This is a genomic window from Butyrivibrio sp. (assembly GCF_017635265.1).
Lineage (GTDB): Bacteria > Bacillota > Clostridia > Lachnospirales > Lachnospiraceae > Butyrivibrio.
On record NZ_JAGBLU010000014.1, the window covers coordinates 1 to 20,018 of the forward strand.

Genomic DNA, 20,018 nt, shown 5'->3' on the forward strand with positions numbered 1-20,018 from the left:
AACTGATTAACCCTGGTTTTATTAATAATCATGAGAGACCCTCAAACCAGCCCCTCAAACCAAACCCTCAAACTAGCCCCTCAAGTTAGACCCTCAAAGTAAACCCTCAAACCGATTGACCCTCAAAAAGTTTGATTACCCTAAAGGGACTAGGCGCTGTGCGCCGTCGCTGGATTCACACTAGACTCGAAAGAACCTCGTCAAGTGTTCACCCATGGCTCGCACTAGGCTCGGAAAGACCTCGCCAAGTGCTCTGCTCAAAGTCCCATCTTCCGCCTAATTCTTGCAGTTTAACTCCTTTGTAAACGGTATATTGGTACTTGGGAACGGTGGAAATGGGATTTCTTTCTTCCTTTGCTTCCGTTGTAATGAAAAATGCCATGAGTGACCTTTGCCGTAAGGGCGACTCTTCTTTTGAAAGACAGCTTACCGATCATGGCATTGTCCAGGTATTCCTGAATGACAATTCCGTTGATGAAGATGGTATTCCGGAAATAGAAAAAGTCGACACCAACAGAATACAAGACACTGTGGGGGATGAGGCAGTACTACGCGTCATGATACAAAAGATGCGGAACCGTCTCGTCATGCTCCCAGCACGCGAGCAACGGCTTCTCATGCACCGTTACGATCTTGCCTCCTTGGAGTTTAAGACCATAGCCGAAACGGCAGCCTTCTTCCATCTGACAGAAAAGTATATGCGCCTGATTGAAGAACGTTCCCTAGTCAAGCTGCGCGCGGGCATGAATGATGGAAAGATATTATAAGAAAACCATTGTATTTAACACAGATTTGCCATGAATCATAACAAACGTTGTGGTAAAATACTAAAAGTTAGGAGAAATGAAAATGAGCGAACTTAAAGGAAAAGAATACAAAAGATTTGAAGATATCAAATATATCCGTGAGGATGGTTCCGAATATTGGAGTGCGAGGGAACTCGCTCCCGCTTTAGAATATACTCAGTGGAGAAATTTCGAAAATGTAATAAAGCGAGCTATGATTGCATGCGAAAACAGTGGACATAGTATTTTTGACGATTTTGCTGAGGTCAGCAAAATCGTAGAAGCAGGTGCAACTTCCAAACCGAAAAAAGATTATGAGCTCTCCAGATATGCCTGCTACCTTATTGTTCAAAACGGTGATCCTCGCAAGGAAGTCATTGCTTTGGGACAGACATATTTTGCAATTCAAACTTACAGACAGGAACTGGCGGATCACTTCAATCAACTGGATGAAGATCGCCGACGTCTGGTTGTACGTGGAGATATAAAGCAGTGGAATCAGCTGCTTGCAGAAACAGCCCATGATGCCGGTGTTATTACTAATGAAGAATTTGCCATATTCCAAAACGCAGGATACATGGGACTATATGGTGGTCTTGACGTTGATGATATTCACAAAAGAAAAGGTCTGACAGTAAGCCAAAAAATATTGGATTTTATGGGCAGCACTGAACTCATAGCAAATCTGTTCCGTATTTCTCAAACGGAGGAAAAACTGCGCAAAGACAATATTCAGGGGGCGGAAAAAGCAACGCAAACGCATTATGCTGTTGGCCGCGAAGTTAGGAAAGCGATAGAAAAGATTGGCGGTACAATGCCTGAAGATCTTCCTACTCCCGAAAAAAGCATCCAGCAGATTGAAAAGGAACAGATGGAACGGCTTCAGAAAAAAGCTAAAGCCGGCAAACTGATGTTAGATGAGTGAGGTACAAAATGAAATATTTATACAAAGAAATGCCTGAACAGATAGATGTGGTTGAATACTAAAAACATGATGGATACTAAAAAGCAGACTGATCGACTTAGCCGCATCAGACAAAATGAAGCAGCTTCTCATACCGAGGTATATACTCACGAGAAGCTTTACGCATCGGACACATGGTTAAAGAAGCCGATAAAGACCGTACAAGACATTATGCCTTCTTTTTCGGATTATAATGAATTACATGTTTTGGATCTCGGATGCGGTGTTGGAAGAAACAGCATTTACATTGCAGAGTCATTTCGGAGCGGCACATGTATCATAGATTGCGTTGATATTCTTGATGTTGCAATAGAGATTTTGAAAAAGAACGCTCTTGAACATAATGTAAGTGATCGTATTAACGGGATCACGACACCTATTGAGAAATTTGCCATTCCCACTGCCGAATATGATCTTATCCTTGCCGTTTCGGCGCTGGAACACATTGATACAAAGCAGCATTTTATCGATAAATTGCAGGAAATAGCCCACGGCATCAAAAAGAACGGGCTTGTATGTCGTGTCATTAATTCCGACGTCACCGAAGTCGATACAGAAACCGGTGCTAGTCTTGAGCCAAACTTTGAAGTTAACCTGAAATCGGATCAGATCATGACATATCTTGAGGGAATCTTCGAAGAATGGAGTGTAATAAAGGAAACGGTAGTTGCTCAAAAATATGAAATCCCGCGCGACAACAGAACCAGCCAACTATCGTCCAAAGTAATCTCCTTTGTAGCACAAAAAGTGCGTAATGCTAATTAAGCAAAATATTATCAAAGAACTTGAAATGACGGAATCGATCGGTTATAGATTTCGTGAGCTAAAAGAATGGCTGTATCAATTGATCGATCTTCGTATAAAGAACTTAGAGTAAGAAAATAACGATAGCACTAATAAAGTGAAGGTAATGTATGAAAGTTGGAATATCTGCATGCTCGGATGGGCAATTGAAAGAATGGGAAAAACAGAACGAGGAATTAGAAACTATCCTTTATGAACAGGGGATAGAAGCTACGTTCGCAAAGCATATCTACGCAAAGAAAGATGGCTATAGCGGAACAGATAAGGAACGTGCAGAGGATTTGATGCGCTTTTATCAAGATGATTCTGTTAATGCCATATACGATATATCTGGTGGAGATTTAGCAAATGGTGTTTTAACATACTTGGATTGGAATGTGATTGCAGCTACCAATAAAACCTTTTGGGGATACAGTGACCTTACAACTATAATCAATGCAATATTTACAAAAACCGGAAAAACTTCAGTTTTGTATCAAATTAAGAACCTGGTTTATGCTGATGGCAAGCTTCAAAGAAAACGATTTGCCGAGTTTGTTTCAAAGAAAAATAATGAATTGTTTGATGTTAAATATACTTTCCTTCAGGGTAAGCAGATGGAAGGAGTCGTTGTAGGCGGAAATATCAGATGTCTGCTAAAGCTTGCGGGAACAGAGTACTGGCCTGATATGAACGGTAAAATACTTTTATTGGAGGCATATGGTGGTGAAATTAGCCAAATAGCGACTCTGTTTACACAACTTGAACAGATGGGAGTGTATAAACAGGTAGCTGGAATCATACTGGGAACATTTACTGCATATGAGAAGTCGGGGGCAACGCAAAGTGTATTTGACCTGCTAAAAGAGCATATTCCAAAAACATTGCCGGTGGCTAAAACTTCAGAAATTGGACATGGGGGAGATTCAAAGGCTATTGTTATTGGCGGAATTATTAGATTATAGAGATGATAGTTGCAACCAAAATGATGAATCAGTCATAAGAATATTTGAGGGGTTCCTAGTCCCTTCTTAGGCATACCAAAAAAACGGGTCACGAAGCCTGATTATTTTGCATACACCTTGAATTTTTAATTCAAGAATGCATAATAATATGCATATTAGATAATTTGGGGGCATAATATGAATCCACAGGATAGAAACGAATCATTAAAATATTATGGCATTGCTGAGGTGCCGAACCTTTTTATTCATGGTCGTACCAACTGGCCAAACGAGACTAAGATTCTTCCGCTGTTTTGGAATAATAGCGGTGTAGAAGTGTGCACAGATGGAACTGAATTGTGGATAACGGTTGAATGTGATTATGATCAGTATGAGCCTTGGTATGCGGTTGAGATAAACGGTGCTTTGATAAGCCGCAGTATGTTACAACCGGGGGAAAACAACATATGTCTGTTCAGGGGCATGAGTTCGGGAGTTATAAAAAGAGTTTTTTTCTATCGGGACTTGCAGGCTATGGGACAGGATGATTGCTGCCATATGCTTGTTAAGGGCATGTATAGTGACGGGGACTTTTTTGAAGTTCCAAAGTATGATTACAGGATTGAGTTCATAGGTGACAGTATTTCCTCTGGAGAGGGGACATATGGCGCACATGATGATATGGACTGGATTCCTATGTATATGTCTTCAAGTCACAACTATATCAACATGATCTCCAAAAAGTTAAATGCTGATGTTCGAATAATATCCCAGGGTGGATGGGGCTTTTATTGCAGCTGGGATGCTGTGAGGGCTAATAATATACCAAGGATTTACGATCAAATCTGTGGTCTTGCTCATGGGGAGTACAATCATGGACTTGGAGCTGACTTATCTTATGATTCTTCGGTCTGGCAGGCGGATGCCGTTGTTATAAACCTTGGAACCAATGACGGAACCGGAATTGCGACAGATCCGTCTCTTAGTATTGAAGATGCGGAGAAGGAAGTAACAGCTTTTCTTAAAAAGCTGCGGACCTATTATCCCAAAGCTCACCTTCTGTGGGTATACGGAATGCTTGGCTATGACATAAATACAAACATAAGCAGAGCAGTAGCATCATATATTGAGGAAACCGGCGATACAAATGTGAATTATCTTACTCTCCCCAATACTCTTGAGGATGAATATGGTTCCAGAATGCATCCCGGTGAAAAGAGTCATAGAAAGGCTGCTGATATGATTTCAGACTACCTTAAACAAAAGCTGGATAAATAATCAGATAGCACGATGATAATTCATGTTGCTTTTTAGCTAAAATTAGGTAAAATTAAGTTAAATAATATAGCTAAAAAGGTGAAGGAATATGGATATCAGATATATTGAAGAAAACAGGCTTTTTGTATTAGAAACAGAAAATACCAGTTACATAATGGGAATTGTTGATGAAGAAGGATTCCTTGGGCATTTTTACTACGGAGACAGAATTGACCCAAGGGATTCTTCTTATGTTTTGAATTTGATTGAGCCTGAATACACTCCCGGTACTAATGGTAGGGATAGAAGTTCTTTTTTGGATAGATTTCCGTTTGAATATTCCGGCAGTAATGTTGGCGATTACAGAAATGACAGCATAAATATTACAGACCATAACGGAAATGGAAGCGTTCTTCTGTGCTATGATTCTCACGAAATCTTCAAAGGGAAAAAGAAACTTGAGGGATTACCTGCTGCTTTTGGAAATGAGAATGATACCATGTCTTTGGAGATAACTCTGATCGATAAGATAATCGGTCTTAAGGCTGTATTATCATACAGTATTTTCGACGGGCTTGATGTGATAGCAAGGTCAGTAAGATTGGAAAATACTTCAGACTATCCGATAATGCTTAACAAAGTCATGTCTATGACTATGGATATGGATAATGAAAATTATCAGCTTCTGACGCTTTATGGTTCCTGGGCAAGAGAGAGGATGATGGATTTTAGGCCAATTGGATATGGGGATACCCTTGTTGAATCCTTTAGAGGAGAATCATCCCATCAGTTCCAGCCTTTTATGGCGCTTGTACGGAATGGAGATTCACAGGATACCGGCAAGACATACGGATTTTCTTTTATTTATTCGGGTAATTTTCAGGCAGGAGTTTGCAGAAGTCAGTTTGATAGCCTGCGACTATATATGGGAATATGTGAAAAGAATTTTCGATGGAAGCTTGAAAAAGGAAAGTGCTTTCAGGCGCCGGAAGTAATACTTAATTATTCTCCCTGTGGCCTTGGGAAAATGACCAGAACCTTCCATGATCTTTTTAGAAATCATCTTATACGAAGCCCGTACAAAGATAAGGAAAGACCGATACTTATAAATAACTGGGAGGCTACCTACTTTAACTTTGATTCTGAAAAGCTTTTGGCAATTGCAAAGGAAGCCAAAAAGAGCGGAATTGAAATGCTTGTTATGGATGATGGCTGGTTTGGAGAGAGAAATGATGATAACTCAAGCCTTGGAGACTGGTATGTTAATGAGAATAAGCTTAAAGGCGGTCTGAAAAAACTGGTGGATGATATCAATGAGATTGGCCTTAGATTCGGTATATGGATGGAACCTGAAATGATATCGCCAAAGTCCAGACTTTATGAAGAACATCCCGACTGGGCTATACAGGTGGAGGGGAGGGTTCCTTGCAGAAGCAGAAACCAGCTTGTTTTGGACCTTACGCGCCAAGAGGTGTTTGAATATGTTTACGATAGAATAAAAGATGTATTGAGTTCTGCCAATATCGAGTACTTAAAGTGGGATATGAACAGACAGCTTACTGACCTTGGCTCTCTTTGGCTTGACAGTGACAGGAAGGGAGAACTTAGCCACAGGTACATGCTTGCCGTTTATGATCTTCAAGAGAGACTTGTTACAGATTTTCCTGATCTTCTTTTGGAAAACTGTTCCGGTGGCGGAGCAAGATTTGACGCAGGAATGCTTTATTACAGTCCGCAGATATGGTGTTCTGATGACACGGATGCTATAGAGAGACTCAAGATTCAGGAAGGAACCGCTCTTGTTTTCCCTCTCAGTACAATGGGAGCTCACGTTTCTGATTGCCCCAATCATACAGTAGGCAGGACAACACCGTTTAATACAAGAGGGGATGTTGCTCTTTCCGGAACCTTTGGGTATGAACTTGATATAACCGGGATTTCCCGTAAAGACAGAGAAGCTATCAAAGAGCAGGTTGAGAATTATCATAAATTCAGTGACATATATAGAAATGGTGATTATTACAGGCTGGCTTCTTATCAGAGAAATCATGAGTTTGATGCCTGGATGGTTGTAAGTAAAGACAAGAAAAGAGCATTACTTACATGTGTTCAGGTTGTTGCGGCTCCCAATGGCAAAAAAAGAGTGCTTAAACTTGACGGACTCGATAAAAATATGGATTATAGAATTGCGGATAGTAATATGAGAATTCTGGGATCCACACTTAAATCAGCAGGCTTGCAGATTGATATGCCTGCCGGGGATTATCAGTCAAAGCTTATATACTTGAGCTCAGAAGAATAATTATTTGTAAGAGGTAGGAGACTATGCCAAAAAAAACAACTATGTCTGACATAGCAGCAGAGCTTGGAATCAGTACCGTTACTGTGTCAAAAGCGTTGTCAGGGCAAAAAGGCGTAAGCGAGGAAATGCGTCGTCGCATAATAGAAATTGCAGAGGAAAGGGGATATCAGAAGTCATCTTCAGCCAGAGAAATCGAGTCTTTTAAGATTGGTATTTTGATTGGAAGCAGATATTTAGGCAATATTGATTCATTTTATGGCCACATGTATCAGATTTTTTCAGCTAAAGCAGCCAAGATGGGATCGTTTACAATGCTTGAAGTTCTTGCTGATGAGGATGAAAAGAATCTTGAACCTCCCAAACTCATAGGTGATGGCAATGTGGATGCTATTGTAATAATGGGGGCGCTCAATGAAGATTATTTGAGAATGCTGGATGAGAAGCTTTCCACTCCTGTATTTTATATGGATTTTTCCGATAGAAAGCATCAAAAAGATTCTGTCATATCAGGAAGTTTTTATGGAGCATATATTTTAACCAATTACTTATTTGACAAGGGGCATACTGAAATAGGATATGTTGGAACAATACTTGCTACGCCGTCTATAACCGACAGATATCTTGGATATTGCAGGGCTTTGATGGAACATGGACTTGAGGCAAAAAAAGAGTGGGTTCTTGATGACAGGGATATGAAGACGCAGGTAGTCGATATGGAAAATAATATAAAACTTCCCAAAAAGATGCCTACAGCTTTTGTTTGTAACTGCGATCTGTCGGCCAGTATGTTTATTAAGTACCTCAAGGAGAAAGGATACAGAGTTCCTCAGGATATTTCTGTGGTTGGGTATGACGATTTTGTTTATTCCGGAAGCAATGACATAGGGATAACTACTTATAAAGTTGATATGGAGGAAATGGTAAGAAGAACCTTAAAAAGGATTCTTCATACTTTAAAAGGTGAACAATACAGAGGCGGACTTAGCATTGTAGAAGGACATCTGGTAGAAAGAGACAGTGTAAAACGATTAACCTTATAAAGCAGATAATATGGCGCTTGAGAGCATTTTGCGATGGTTATTTTAACCAAAAGCAAGATGCTCTTTTTGTTTATTAGGTAGAAAATAAGCTAATAATTAGCTAAAATATTGACTAATAAAATTAAGCTAATAAAATATAAATTAGCTAAAAACATAGTTGTATTTTAAGGAGGAAAAAATGAATAGGAAAAAAGCTTTGGCATTGTTAACAGCTACTGCTATGATGGCAACCTCTATGGGGTGTGGTGCCGCAGAAGAAACGGCAGAGTCCGGCGAAACACAAAGTACTCAGGAGGAAAAACAGGACAGCACAGAAAGTACTCAGGAAGCGTCAAAAGCTCCTGAAACAGAAGAAACAACAGGGCTTTCTTACACAACATTGAATCTTGATGATTACAAAGACTTTACTGCTTCAATTAAGTTCCTTCATCACAAGACAGACCGTGAAGCTGACGGAACAATTGCTTCAATGATAGCAGAGTTTAACAAGGAATTCCCCAATATAACAGTTACAACAGAGGCTGTGACAGATTATGCTGAGGATTCACTTCTTAGACTTTCAACAGGGGACTGGGGTGACATTATGTTTATTCCTGCTGTTGATAAGACAGATCTTGCCACATATTTTATGCCGCTTGATACACTTGATAATCTTTCTCAGGAGCTCAACTTTGTTGATAACTGGCAGTTTGATAATGTGTGTTACGGTATCCCTTACATGGCCAATGCCCAGGGAGTGCTCTACAACAAAAAGGTATTTAAAGAGGCCGGCATCGAAGTTCTTCCGCAGACCCCCGATGAATTCATTGAGGATCTTAAGCTTGTAAAAGAAAAAACAGATGCTATTCCGCTTTATACAAACTATGCAGCAGGATGGACAATGGGCGCATGGGATGCATATGTAGGAATAGTATCAAATGGAGATAATACATATTTGAACCAGAAAATAGTACATACTGCTGAGCCGTTTTCTGATCCGGGTGATGGAACAGGTGCATATAATCTCTACAAGATTCTTTATGATGCATGTTCAGAAGGACTTATAGAGGATGATTACACAACAACAGACTGGGAAGGCTGCAAGGGAATGCTTAACAGAGGAGAGATTGCCACTATGGTTCTTGGATCCTGGGCTTATGCACAGATGCAGGAAGCAGGAGATACTCCTGAGGATGTTGGTTACATGCCATTTCCTATGAGCGTTAATGGAACTCAGTACGTAAATGCCGGTGGAGATTATAACTATGCTATTAACGTTAACTCATCTGAAGAAAACAAAACCGCTTCATTGGTTTTTGTTAAATGGATGGTTGAGAAATCAAACTGGTGCTACAACGAAGGAGGATACACTGTAGTTAAAGGCGGTCAGAATCCTGATATGTATTCTGCCTTTGATGGCTGTGAGGTTCTTTCGGATCAGCCTGCAGTTGCAGGAGAGGAAACCTATCTCAATGATATGAATGCGGAGTCAGAGCTTTCAATCAATGCAGGAGGAAATGCCAAAGTTCAGAGAATCGTAGAGGCAGGCGCAAACGGTTCAGAGAGCTTTGATGATATCATGACTGACTGGAATGCCGTATGGCAGGCAGCTCAGGAAGAGCTTGGGATAGAAGTTAAATACTAAAGATCAGCTTTCTTTATAGCCGGAGAGCGTTTTTTCTCTCCGGCTATATTAATGACAGTATGGAGTATCGGATATGAAGAAAAAGAGAACATTTACAGAGTGGATAAGGAGTAGAGACGGGCAGCAGGTTCTTGTGATGTTTGCGTTTATGGTGATCCCGCTTCTTCTTTTATTCATATTTACATATTTGCCATTTGCCAAAATGTTTGGCTTTAGCTTTTATAACATGAAGTATGTCGGCGTGCGCAAATTTGTAGGGTTAAAAAACTATATAAAAGTTTTTCAGAGGGATGATTGCTTTGGTGCACTTAAACTCAGTCTGTATTATATGCTTGGGTCTATTGTGCAATTGGCACTTGCCTTATACCTGGCCACTATTTTGAGCTTTAAAGTAAAGGGCGGAAATCTTTTCAAAGGATTCATGTTTTTCCCGTTTCTTATAAATGGTATAGCAATCGGCTTTATTTTCAAATTTTTCTATACCAGAGGGTTCGTTTTTGACACTGTTCTCCAGTGGTGTGGCTTTAATCTTGAAAATCTGCCTTATTGGTTAAAGGATCAGAGAATCAATAACTTTTCACTGGTTGGCACTTCAATATGGAGATATTTTGGACAGAACATGGTTCTTTTTATCGGAGCAATAATGTCTGTTGACTCAGAACTTTACGAGGCTGCAATGCTCGATGGTGCCAACAGATTTCAGCAGTTTAAATACATTATTATGCCTAGCATCAAAACGATAATCACCTTGAATGTGATTCTTTCAATAACAGGTTCACTTAGTGCTTTTGAACCTCCGTATGTTATTACAGATGGTGCAAACGGCACCGGGACATATTTTGTGGTTATGCATGAGATAGCGCATACACAGCAGAAGGTAGGACTTGCATCTGCTATGGCGATAGTTCTTCTGATAATAATTTTTATAGCAACTATCCTGCAAAAACTCTTCTTTAAATATGTTTTCAGAAGCGCTGAAGACGAGGATCCAAGGGCAGGGGCAAGAAGACAGAAAATGTTGGAAAGAAGCATAAGAAACCAGGAAAGAATAGCTGCAAGGGGAGGAAAGTAATATGAATGAGTTAAACAAGGCCGGAAGAATCTTACTTACCTTCATAAAATATTTATCTTTGGTATTATTTTCTTTTGTGGCGGTATTGCCTGTAGTATCGTGTTTTATCACTGCATTCAAAACAGATTATGAGTACCAGACCACAAATGTAATGACTATGCCGCAGAACTGGTTTAATTTTGAAAATTTCACACAGGCATTTCAAAAGGCGGGAATGGCGAGAGCTTTTGTAAATTCCTTTATTATCCTTGTGTGCGTGTTGTTTTTTTCTGTGATGATCGGAACCCAGCTTGCTTATGTTCTTAACAGATTTAAGTTTTTTGGAAATACGATCATACGTGCTTTGTTTTTGTTTGCATCACAGCTTCCTGGCGTAGCCATGCAGATTTCTGTATATGAGATCATGTATAATCTTGGTTTTATCAATTCTTTGCCCGGTTACATAATCATGATGTGCGGAACGGATATTATTTCCATATATATTTATATTCAGTTTTTTGAAAATATAAATTATTCCCTTGATGAATCAGCAATCATTGATGGGGCAAGTTATTTTACCATTTTCTATAAGGTTCTTTTCCCGCTTTTAAAGCCTGCTATTGTTACAAGCTGCATTTTAAAAGGCGTTGGAACTTATAATGAGTACTACTGTGCCAATCTGTACCTTCAGGACAAAACCAGATATGCCACGGTTGCAACTTCTCTCTATACCTTTGTCGGGCCGCTGGGGAGTAAGTACAATCTCATTTGCGCCGGAGTTATAATATCGCTTCTTCCGGCCCTTATAGTATTCATTTTATGTCAGAAACAGATTTATTCCGGACTTACAGCCGGTGCTGTTAAAGGTTAAAAGAGGTAAAAAATGATAAATGAAATAAGAAAGCATCTAAGCGAGGGGATAATTCCCTTTTGGAAAGGGCTTAGAGATGATGTTTATGGCGGATATTACGGATACCTTGACTACAATCTTGAATTAAATAAGCAGGCAGAAAAAGGCTGCATCCTTAACAGCAGAATTTTGTGGTTCTTTTCAAGTGCTTATATTTTGTTAAAAGACGAATCGCTTCTTGATGAGGCAAAACACGCTTATGATTTTATGATAAAGAACTGCTTTGACAGTGAAAACGGTGGTGTCTTTTGGTCTGTAACCTATGATGGGAAAGTACTTGACAGCACCAAGCATACATATAATCAGGCTTTTGCCATTTATGCTCTCTCTGCGTATTATGAGGCTTCCAAAGATGAGTTGGCACTTGATAGGGCTTTAAAGCTGTTTTCAATAATTGAAACGAAGTGCAAGGATGATAAAGGTTATCTGGAAGCCGGGGATATATCTTTTTGTAAAACAGAAAATGATAAATTATCGGAAAACGGTGTCATGGCTGACAGAACGATGAATACTCTGCTTCACGTCCTTGAGGCTTATACTGCTTTGTACAAGGTTGCGGAAAATGAGAAAGTAAAAAGAGCTCTTGAAGATATTTTGGATATTTTTTCTGAAAAGATATATAACCCAAAGCTTCACAGACAGGAGGTGTTTTTTGATGACTCCTATAATTCACTGATAGATCTTCATAGCTATGGGCATGATATAGAATCCTCCTGGCTTGTGGACCTTGCAGTGGAAGCTATAGATGGTCCCGATCACAGATGGCAAAAAAAGATAGCGCCGATAACAGAAGATCTTGCAAGAAACATATACGAAAATGCATTTGACGGTCATTCACTTCCAAATGAATGCGAAAGAGGAGTTGTTGATGAAAAAAGAGTCTGGTGGGTGCAGGCAGAAACAGTGGTAGGTTTTTTGAATGCCTATGGCAAATCAGGAAATACTGATGAAAAATATCTGGATGCTGCCCAAAAATGTCTGGATTTTATTTTTGACAATGTTATCGACAAAAGAGAAGGCTCTGAGTGGTACTGGGCAGTAGATAAGGACGGCATGCAGATTGAAGGACTTCCGATTGTTGAGCCGTGGAAATGCCCGTATCACAACGGAAGAATGTGTATTGAAATTATTAAGAGGATGGAAAAATGATACACCCTAAATATTATGAACTTTTAAAAGAACAGGAAGAACTTATAAAAAGACCGAATAAAAAGAGCTCTTTTTATAATGGTATATATGACAGATATGAAAATCCGGTATTGACCAGAGATCATGCGCCTGTCATATGGCGGTATGACATTGATAAGGATTCCAATCCCTATTTTATGGAGCGCCTTGGAATAAATGCGGTTATGAATTCCGGAGCTGTATTTCTCAACGGGAAATATTATCTTGTGGCCAGAGTTGAAGGTGCTGACAGAAAATCTTTTTTTGCTGTGGCGGAGAGCGATAAAGGAACAGAAGGATTCAGGTTTTGGAATTATCCGGTGATGCTTCCGGATACTGTTCCCGATGAGACCAACGTGTACGATATGAGGCTTACACAGCATGAAGACGGATATATATATGGCGTTTTCTGCTCTGAATCCAAGGATAAAAAAAGCAGCGATCTTTCTGCAGCAGTTGCGGAGGCCGGAATTGTAAGAACCAAAGACTTAAAAAAATGGGAGAGGCTTCCAAATCTTAAAACGCTTCGTTCGCCGCAGCAGAGAAATGTGGTTCTACATCCGGAATTTGTTGATGGTAAGTATGCTTTTTATACAAGACCTATGGATGATTTCATCGATACCGGAAGTGGAAGCGGAATAGGCTTTGGTTTGTGCGATGATATAGAGCATCCGGTAATAGATGAAGAGAAGATGACAAGCATCAGAAGGTATCATCAGATAACAGAAGCTAAAAACGGTGCGGGAGCAGTCCCTATAAAAACCTCAAAAGGGTGGATTCATATTGCACATGGAGTGAGAAATACTGCAGCAGGACTTAGATATGTAATATATGCTTTTGCAACTGATCTGGCTGATCCTTCGAAGGTAATAGCTGAACCATCAGGTCTTTTGATAGGACCGAGAAATAATGAAAGAGTTGGAGATGTCAGCAATGTCGTGTTTACAAATGGAGCTATTGTAAATGATGACAATGAAGTATTTATTTACTATGCTTCATCGGATACCAGACTTCATGTGGCAACAACAACAATTGATAAGCTTATTGATTATGTGTTTAATACGCCTGAGGATCCGGGAAGAAGTGCAGATTGTGTAAAACTAAGATGCGGACTTATAGCGTCCAATCTTGAGCTGCTTGGTTGACTTTTTACTCATATTCCCGCGAAATGCGCAGTATAGTGCGCATTTTTTGTCTGAACAGTAACAAATATAATTCAAAAAATCATATATATTTAGTTTTATGAGGAGATAAAGAAATGTCAAAATATAAAATGTTAAGTGAGCCCCTTAAAAATATTCCATGGCAGGAAGGACCTGAAAAATTTGATGGTGCGCCGGTATGGAGATACAGTGAGAATCCTATAATTGACAGGAATCCGTCTCCGGGGGTTGCCAGAATCTTTAACAGTGCGGTTATGCCTTATGAAGGCGGATTTATAGGGGTGTTCAGAGGAGAACAGACTAACGGTATCCCTTATATCTATCTTGGAAGAAGCAGTGATGCTATCCATTGGTCTTTTGACAAGGAGAAGATTCCGTTTGTGGATAAAGACGGCAAACCATTTATGCCAAGGTATGCTTATGATCCAAGACTTGTGAAGGTTGAAGATACTTACTATATAATCTGGTGTCAGGATTTTTACGGAGCATCTATCGGAATGGCAAAAACAAAAGACTTTAAGGTATTTGAACGACTTGAAAATCCATTTATTCCGTTTAACAGAAATGCAGTTCTTTTCCCGAGAAAGATAAATGGTAAATATATGCTTCTGTCACGACCGTCAGATTCGGGACATACACCTTTTGGTGACATTTTCCTTTCGGAAAGTCCGGATATGGAATACTGGGGACATCACAGGCATGTTATGGAACGTTCCCCCAACTGGTGGGAGTCGGTAAAAATAGGAGGAGGTGCTGCGCCTATTGAGACCAGCGAAGGTTGGCTTCTTTTTTATCACGGAGTAAGCAGTACCTGCAATGGATTTGTTTATTCGATAGGTGGCGCAATACTTGATATAGATGAGCCGTCAAAAGTAAAATACCGCTGCGAGACATTCCTTTTAACTCCTGAACAGTGGTATGAGGAAAGAGGCTTTGTGCCTAATGTGTGCTTCCCCTGCGCTACTCTTCATGATAGCGAGACAGGAAGAATAGCCATATATTACGGCGCTGCTGACAGTTATGTTGCCCTTGCTTTTACCAGACTGGATGACATAATTGACTATATCAAGGAAAACTCCGTAGTCCGCGAAAGTGATACCGAGCCTGGCATCAGATAAGGATTTGAACATGGTGACATTTGATAAAGAAAAGGCCATAACAGGGCCGTATAATATCGACAGATTTGTAAAAGCATTTAAAAAATTAGAAGAAGGTAAAAAAGTTACTGTTTGCTTCCTTGGGGGATCCATCACCCAGGGAAGTCTTTCTTCGCGGCCTGAAACATGCTACGCCTACAGAGTATATGAATGGCTGCAAAAAAGATTTCCCAAAGCAGCTATTAAGTACGTTAATGCCGGAGTAGGAGGAACCACTTCGGTATTTGGTGCCGCAAGGGTTGAAATGGATGTGCTCTCTTATGATCCGGATATAGTTCTTGTGGAATTTTCTGTAAATGATGAATGCAATGAGTACTTTACAGAGAGCTATGAAGGACTTGTTCGAAAGCTCCTGTATAGCGAAAAAAGACCGGCAGTATGCGGACTTTTTAATTTCTTTTATGAAAACGGAAAGACGGCGGAGAGGATTCACTCTAAAATAACGAGATACTATGGGATTCCGGCTGCTTCAATGCACGGAGCTATCTATGATGATATACTGTCAGGGAAGATTCCGGATATAGCTCTTTTGTCGCCGGACGGTCTTCATCCCAATGACACAGGCCATGATCTTCTTGGCAGAGTTGTAATAAATCTTTTTGAAAAACTCTATAAAGAGTGCAAAGATGCGGATTCTTTAGATGGGGAAGATGATAAAAAGACTCCTGTTACTTGTAATAGCTTTGAGTTTGCAAAAAGGCTTGATAATAGGAATTTTGAAGCGGTTCTTGAGGGATTTGCTGTGGATAAAAGACCTCAAAAGGATGTGAGTGACTGTTTTAAAAACGGATGGCTTGGTGCAAAAAAAGGGGACAAAATTATTTTTGAGCTTAAGGGCGACTTGGATTGCAGCGGCATTGCTGTTCAATATGCCAAGACAATAAAAAGACCCGCGCCTGTTGTAGAGCTTACAGTTGATGATGATGCAGACAGCAAAGTTATAATTGATGCCGCATTTGAGGAAACATGGGGGGATCTTCTTGATATAAAACAACTCTTTTTACATGAGAAGAAGCTGCCTCATAAATTGGAAATAGAGGTTATTGATGATAAAGGGGGATTTGCGGTATCATTTAACCTGGTGTCTGTAATTATTACAAGGTAATAGGAGCAATTATGTTTAGAGATGATTTTATTTGGGGCGTGGCTGCCAGCGCATATCAAACGGAAGGCCGTGATAAGAATGACGGTGCCGGCGATAATATATGGGATGCTTTTATAAAACAGGGCGCAATTTCGGACGGAACCGATGCAAGTGTGGCTTGCGACATGATCCACATGTATGATGATGATTTTGCCATTATGAGAATGATGGGGATAAAGGCTTACAGGTTTTCTATGAGCTGGAGCAGACTTATTCCGGATGGTGTCGGCAAGGTCAACGAAAAAGCGGTTTTGTTCTACAGAAATATGCTAAAAAGCATGAAGGCTAACGGTATAAGGCCGTTCATTACTCTTTTTCATTGGGAATACCCACTTGTTCTGGAGGAAAAGGGGGGCTGGGTAAATCCAAAGAGCCCTGAATGGTTTGAAAAATATGCAGAAGCTGTAGCAGAGAACTTTTCCGATCTTTGCGACGATTTCATAACTTTTAATGAGCCGCAGTGTACCATAAACCTTGGTCTTGTAAATGGAGCACATGCTCCCGGTAAAAAACTTCCGTTAAAGGATACTCTTTTTGCGGCACATAATCTGTTAAAGGCTCACGGACTTGCAGTTAAGGCCATAAGGCGTTTGGCGCCTGAAGCAAAGATTGGATATGCGCCGACTTGTGGTGTTGCGTATCCAAACTCCGATGATCCAAGGGATATAGAGGCTGCGAGAAAAAGATATTTTGGATTTGATAATGACCTTTCAAACTGGGCATGGAACGTATCATGGTTTCTTGATCCTGTTGTTTTTGGAAAGTATCCGGATGAGGGACTTAAGCTTTTTAAGGATGATCTTTTTGAAATAACAAAAGAGGATATGGAACTTATAAATCAGCCGATTGATTTTATCGGACAGAACATTTATAACGGATATCCTGTTAAAGCAGGTGAAAATGGCGAAACAGTATATGCTGACAGAGAACGTGGATATAACAGGACAGCTATGGACTGGCCTGTTACTCCGCAGGTTTTGTACTGGGGACCAAAGTTTTTGTATGAGAGGTATCATAAAGATATTCTGATAACGGAAAACGGCCTTGCAAATTGTGATATGGTGGCGGCAGATGGCTGTGTTCACGATGGAAACAGAATAGCTTTTTTGGATAAATATCTTTGCAATCTTCAGAAAGCAACAGATGAAGGAGTTTCTGTCATCGGCTACCTGCATTGGAGCTACTGTGACAATTTTGAGTGGACTGATGGCTATAGCAAGAGATTTGGACTGGTATATGTGGATTATCCAAGCCTTAAGCGTACAATCAAGGATTCCGGTTTCTGGTATAAAAAAGTTATTAAGTCAAATGGAGGAGTATTATCAGTGAATAGTTTTGTAAGAGAACCTATATTTTTAGAGCCGCACTTTACACATAATGTATGGGGCGGAAGTAAGCTTCGCGATGTCTTTGGATATGATATTGAAGGCGATGATATCGGTGAATGCTGGGGAATTGCAGCTCATCCCAATGGAAAGTCTATAGTAAAACAGGGCGAGTATAGAGGAATGGGACTTGATGAACTTTATAAAACCCACGGAGAATTGTTTGGAAAGACCTATGATAAATTCCCTCTTTTAACCAAAATCATAGATGCCAGGTCAGACCTCAGTATACAGGTTCATCCCGATGACGAGTATGCCAATATTCACGAAAACGGATCACTGGGAAAAACAGAGTGCTGGTACGTGCTTGACTGTGACGAGGGTGCAAGTCTTGTTGTCGGACATAATGCGGCTACAAGAGATGAATTGTGCAGGATGATGGATGAGGGCAGATGGAATGACCTTATAAGAGAAGTTAAGATTAAAAAAGGTGACTTCATACAGATAGATCCGGGGACGGTGCATGCTATAAAAGGTGGAGTTTCTGTGCTTGAAACTCAGCAGAACAGTGATATAACCTACAGGCTTTATGACTATGACAGAATGTGGAACGGAAGCAAAAGAGAGCTTCATGTTGATAAGTGCAAGGATGTTATCACAGTTCCTGCAAAAGATCTTTCTGATGCAATTGTACATGACACAGATGATGAGCAGGGAATAAGACTTTTAAACAGCTGTAAGTATTACAAAGTATCAAGAGTCAATGTTAAGACAGAGCTTGAAATGGAGATAACTGACCGTTATATGTTGTGTTCCTGTATAGAAGGAAGCGGACTTATGGGCAGTCATTTCATAAAGAAAGGTGATCACTTTATCCTGCCTGCTAATTATGGAAAAGCTTTGTTTAGTGGAGATATGAAACTGATTGTTTCCTGTGAAGCATGATGTTTACGTGGAATATTGATATCCGGTATGTTGAAGCATGACGTTTACGTGGTATACTGATGTTTGGTATGTAAAAACTTAATGTTTTGGGGAGGCTACAATGTATATACTAGACGACAATATTAAACTGAATGCTAAAATTGATATGCCTGAAAATGGGGCAAAAAAGTGCCCAATCTGTGTCATTATTCACGGATTTACAGGGCATATGGAGGAGAGGCATATAATTGCCGTTCAAAAGGCTTTTAACGAGCTTGGGGTTGCAACACTTAGAGTTGAAATGTACGGTCATGGCGGAAGTGACGGAGAGTTTAAAGACCACACTCTTTATAAGTGGCTTTCAAATGCTATGGCAGCAGTTGATTATGCAAGGAACCTTGATTTTGTAACTGATGTATATCTGTGCGGACATTCACAGGGAGGACTTACTGCAATGCTTCTTGCCGGAATGGAGAGAGACAGGATTAAGGCACTTATCCCCCTTTCTCCGGCTCTCTGTATTTTGGAAGGAGCAAGAAAAGGTAATCTTTTAGGACAGCCCTTTGACCCTGATAATGTTCCGGAGGAACTGGTTAACTGGGATAACAGGACATTGTCCGGTAACTATGTCAGAGTAGCTCAGACTCTTCATATTGAAGATGCCATAGCAAAGTATGATAAACCTGTACTGATTGTTCATGGTGATGCAGATGAAGCTGTGCCGGTTGAAGATTCAATCGAAGCAGCAAAAAAATATAAAAATTGCAAGCTTGTTTTGATTAAGGGCGATACACATTGTTATGATCATAGTCTGGAAGAAGTCATAGGGGCAGTAAAAGACTTCATGATAGAGGAACTTGGAAGATAAAAGAGACAAAAATAATAAACGAAAAAAAGTTTTTAAATTTTTGTTGACGTTTTCCGAAAATCTTGTTATTATAGACAAGTCGTCACGAGAGATGTGACGACGGTTCGCGGAAGTGTCGGAATTGGCAGACGAGCAAGACTAAGGATCTTGTGATGCTTACATCGTGAGGGTTCAAGTCCCTTCTTCCGCACGATAAAAGGAATCGGTTTAGTCAACCGGTTCCTTTTTTGCATAATCAAACTTTTGAGGCTTTTTTAGCCTGATTTCAAAAGCACATAGATCACACCGAAGAGTATTGTTGCGCGAGTTTTTACTTATAGCAAAATACTCTTTTTTTATGAATGTAATTAATTGGCTGCGCTCGCCATTGTCTACGTCCACCATTGGGGGTGTTTGTCATTGCCTGCGGCTATTATTGTATGTGCCTGACATTGTCTGCGGCTGTTATTGTCTGTGTCTGTCGTTGTTAGTAAACTACTACCCATGTCAAGGACAGTATTTGAAATTTACACCCATTTTTTAGACCAGCATCTTCTTTGGATATTCTCCGGTTTTTATGTATCTGTAGTATTCATTTGGGGATAGTTTATTAAGACTAAGTTTATATCGG

16 protein-coding genes and 1 tRNA gene are annotated in these 20,018 nt (G+C 40.0%); all 17 read left to right on the top strand.

The window, feature by feature from the left end:
- Positions 1–368: 368 nt before the first annotated feature.
- The 17 genes from J6O61_RS01910 (at position 369) to J6O61_RS01990 (ending at position 19,598) form a co-directional block, all read left to right on the top strand.
- Entirely contained in the window at positions 369–767 is a 399-nt protein-coding gene (locus J6O61_RS01910) for a hypothetical protein (RefSeq protein ID WP_292208897.1), read from the top strand.
- An 82-nt stretch (positions 768–849) separates the two neighbouring features.
- Positions 850–1,710, top strand: coding sequence for a DNA damage-inducible protein D (gene dinD, locus J6O61_RS01915; protein WP_292208900.1), 861 nt, complete (start codon positions 850–852; stop codon positions 1,708–1,710).
- A gap of 66 nt (positions 1,711–1,776) precedes the next feature.
- Positions 1,777–2,514 carry a class I SAM-dependent methyltransferase gene (locus J6O61_RS01920; protein WP_292208903.1) on the top strand — a complete coding sequence of 246 codons (738 nt, stop codon included), beginning with the start codon at positions 1,777–1,779 and terminating at the stop codon, positions 2,512–2,514.
- Between the two features lie 149 nt (positions 2,515–2,663).
- On the top strand, positions 2,664–3,497 hold the full coding sequence (locus tag J6O61_RS01925; protein WP_292208905.1) for a S66 family peptidase: 834 nt from the start codon (positions 2,664–2,666) through the stop codon (positions 3,495–3,497).
- A 177-nt stretch (positions 3,498–3,674) separates the two neighbouring features.
- Positions 3,675–4,754, top strand: coding sequence for an SGNH/GDSL hydrolase family protein (locus J6O61_RS01930; protein WP_292208907.1), 1,080 nt, complete (start codon positions 3,675–3,677; stop codon positions 4,752–4,754).
- Between the two features lie 88 nt (positions 4,755–4,842).
- Positions 4,843–7,035, top strand: coding sequence for an alpha-galactosidase (locus J6O61_RS01935; RefSeq protein WP_292208910.1), 2,193 nt, complete (start codon positions 4,843–4,845; stop codon positions 7,033–7,035).
- A gap of 23 nt (positions 7,036–7,058) precedes the next feature.
- Complete coding sequence (locus J6O61_RS01940) at positions 7,059–8,075, top strand: LacI family DNA-binding transcriptional regulator (protein ID WP_292208912.1); 1,017 nt, start codon at positions 7,059–7,061, stop codon at positions 8,073–8,075.
- 178 nt (positions 8,076–8,253) lie between these two features.
- The gene (locus tag J6O61_RS01945) at positions 8,254–9,699 is read left to right on the top strand and encodes an ABC transporter substrate-binding protein (protein ID WP_292208915.1); all 1,446 of its coding nucleotides are present in this window, start codon (positions 8,254–8,256) and stop codon (positions 9,697–9,699) included.
- 73 nt (positions 9,700–9,772) lie between these two features.
- Complete coding sequence (locus tag J6O61_RS01950) at positions 9,773–10,771, top strand: carbohydrate ABC transporter permease (RefSeq protein WP_292208918.1); 999 nt, start codon at positions 9,773–9,775, stop codon at positions 10,769–10,771.
- A 1-nt stretch (position 10,772) separates the two neighbouring features.
- A complete protein-coding gene (locus J6O61_RS01955; RefSeq protein WP_292208921.1) occupies positions 10,773–11,621 on the top strand; it encodes a carbohydrate ABC transporter permease in 849 nt (282 codons plus the stop codon).
- Between the two features lie 12 nt (positions 11,622–11,633).
- Positions 11,634–12,809, top strand: coding sequence for an AGE family epimerase/isomerase (locus tag J6O61_RS01960; RefSeq protein ID WP_292208923.1), 1,176 nt, complete (start codon positions 11,634–11,636; stop codon positions 12,807–12,809).
- A complete protein-coding gene (locus J6O61_RS01965; protein WP_292208926.1) occupies positions 12,806–13,972 on the top strand; it encodes a glycoside hydrolase family 130 protein in 1,167 nt (388 codons plus the stop codon). Before J6O61_RS01960 ends, J6O61_RS01965 begins: the two co-directional genes overlap by 4 nt.
- 113 nt (positions 13,973–14,085) lie before the next feature.
- Positions 14,086–15,108 (top strand): glycoside hydrolase family 130 protein, encoded by a 1,023-nt coding sequence (locus J6O61_RS01970; protein WP_292208931.1) that lies wholly within the window; start codon positions 14,086–14,088, stop codon positions 15,106–15,108.
- Between the two features lie 10 nt (positions 15,109–15,118).
- Positions 15,119–16,252 carry an SGNH/GDSL hydrolase family protein gene (locus J6O61_RS01975; protein ID WP_292208933.1) on the top strand — a complete coding sequence of 378 codons (1,134 nt, stop codon included), beginning with the start codon at positions 15,119–15,121 and terminating at the stop codon, positions 16,250–16,252.
- A gap of 11 nt (positions 16,253–16,263) precedes the next feature.
- The gene (gene manA / locus J6O61_RS01980; protein ID WP_292208935.1) at positions 16,264–18,561 is read left to right on the top strand and encodes a mannose-6-phosphate isomerase, class I; all 2,298 of its coding nucleotides are present in this window, start codon (positions 16,264–16,266) and stop codon (positions 18,559–18,561) included.
- Positions 18,562–18,661: 100 nt separating this feature from the next.
- Complete coding sequence (locus J6O61_RS01985) at positions 18,662–19,408, top strand: alpha/beta hydrolase (protein ID WP_292208939.1); 747 nt, start codon at positions 18,662–18,664, stop codon at positions 19,406–19,408.
- Between the two features lie 106 nt (positions 19,409–19,514).
- Positions 19,515–19,598: transfer RNA gene (locus J6O61_RS01990), tRNA-Leu, on the top strand.
- The last annotated feature ends 420 nt before the right edge of the window (positions 19,599–20,018 follow it).

Coding starts and splice junctions, on each gene's coding strand:
- J6O61_RS01985 (WP_292208939.1), top strand. CDS start 18,662: ATGTATATACTAGACGACAATATTAAACTGAATGCTAAAATTGATATG.
- J6O61_RS01930 (WP_292208907.1), top strand. CDS start 3,675: ATGAATCCACAGGATAGAAACGAATCATTAAAATATTATGGCATTGCT.
- J6O61_RS01910 (WP_292208897.1), top strand. CDS start 369: ATGAAAAATGCCATGAGTGACCTTTGCCGTAAGGGCGACTCTTCTTTT.
- J6O61_RS01955 (WP_292208921.1), top strand. CDS start 10,773: ATGAATGAGTTAAACAAGGCCGGAAGAATCTTACTTACCTTCATAAAA.
- J6O61_RS01945 (WP_292208915.1), top strand. CDS start 8,254: ATGAATAGGAAAAAAGCTTTGGCATTGTTAACAGCTACTGCTATGATG.
- J6O61_RS01920 (WP_292208903.1), top strand. CDS start 1,777: ATGATGGATACTAAAAAGCAGACTGATCGACTTAGCCGCATCAGACAA.
- J6O61_RS01965 (WP_292208926.1), top strand. CDS start 12,806: ATGATACACCCTAAATATTATGAACTTTTAAAAGAACAGGAAGAACTT.
- J6O61_RS01950 (WP_292208918.1), top strand. CDS start 9,773: ATGAAGAAAAAGAGAACATTTACAGAGTGGATAAGGAGTAGAGACGGG.
- J6O61_RS01975 (WP_292208933.1), top strand. CDS start 15,119: ATGGTGACATTTGATAAAGAAAAGGCCATAACAGGGCCGTATAATATC.
- J6O61_RS01935 (WP_292208910.1), top strand. CDS start 4,843: ATGGATATCAGATATATTGAAGAAAACAGGCTTTTTGTATTAGAAACA.
- J6O61_RS01925 (WP_292208905.1), top strand. CDS start 2,664: ATGAAAGTTGGAATATCTGCATGCTCGGATGGGCAATTGAAAGAATGG.
- dinD (WP_292208900.1), top strand. CDS start 850: ATGAGCGAACTTAAAGGAAAAGAATACAAAAGATTTGAAGATATCAAA.
- J6O61_RS01960 (WP_292208923.1), top strand. CDS start 11,634: ATGATAAATGAAATAAGAAAGCATCTAAGCGAGGGGATAATTCCCTTT.
- J6O61_RS01970 (WP_292208931.1), top strand. CDS start 14,086: ATGTCAAAATATAAAATGTTAAGTGAGCCCCTTAAAAATATTCCATGG.
- J6O61_RS01940 (WP_292208912.1), top strand. CDS start 7,059: ATGCCAAAAAAAACAACTATGTCTGACATAGCAGCAGAGCTTGGAATC.
- manA (WP_292208935.1), top strand. CDS start 16,264: ATGTTTAGAGATGATTTTATTTGGGGCGTGGCTGCCAGCGCATATCAA.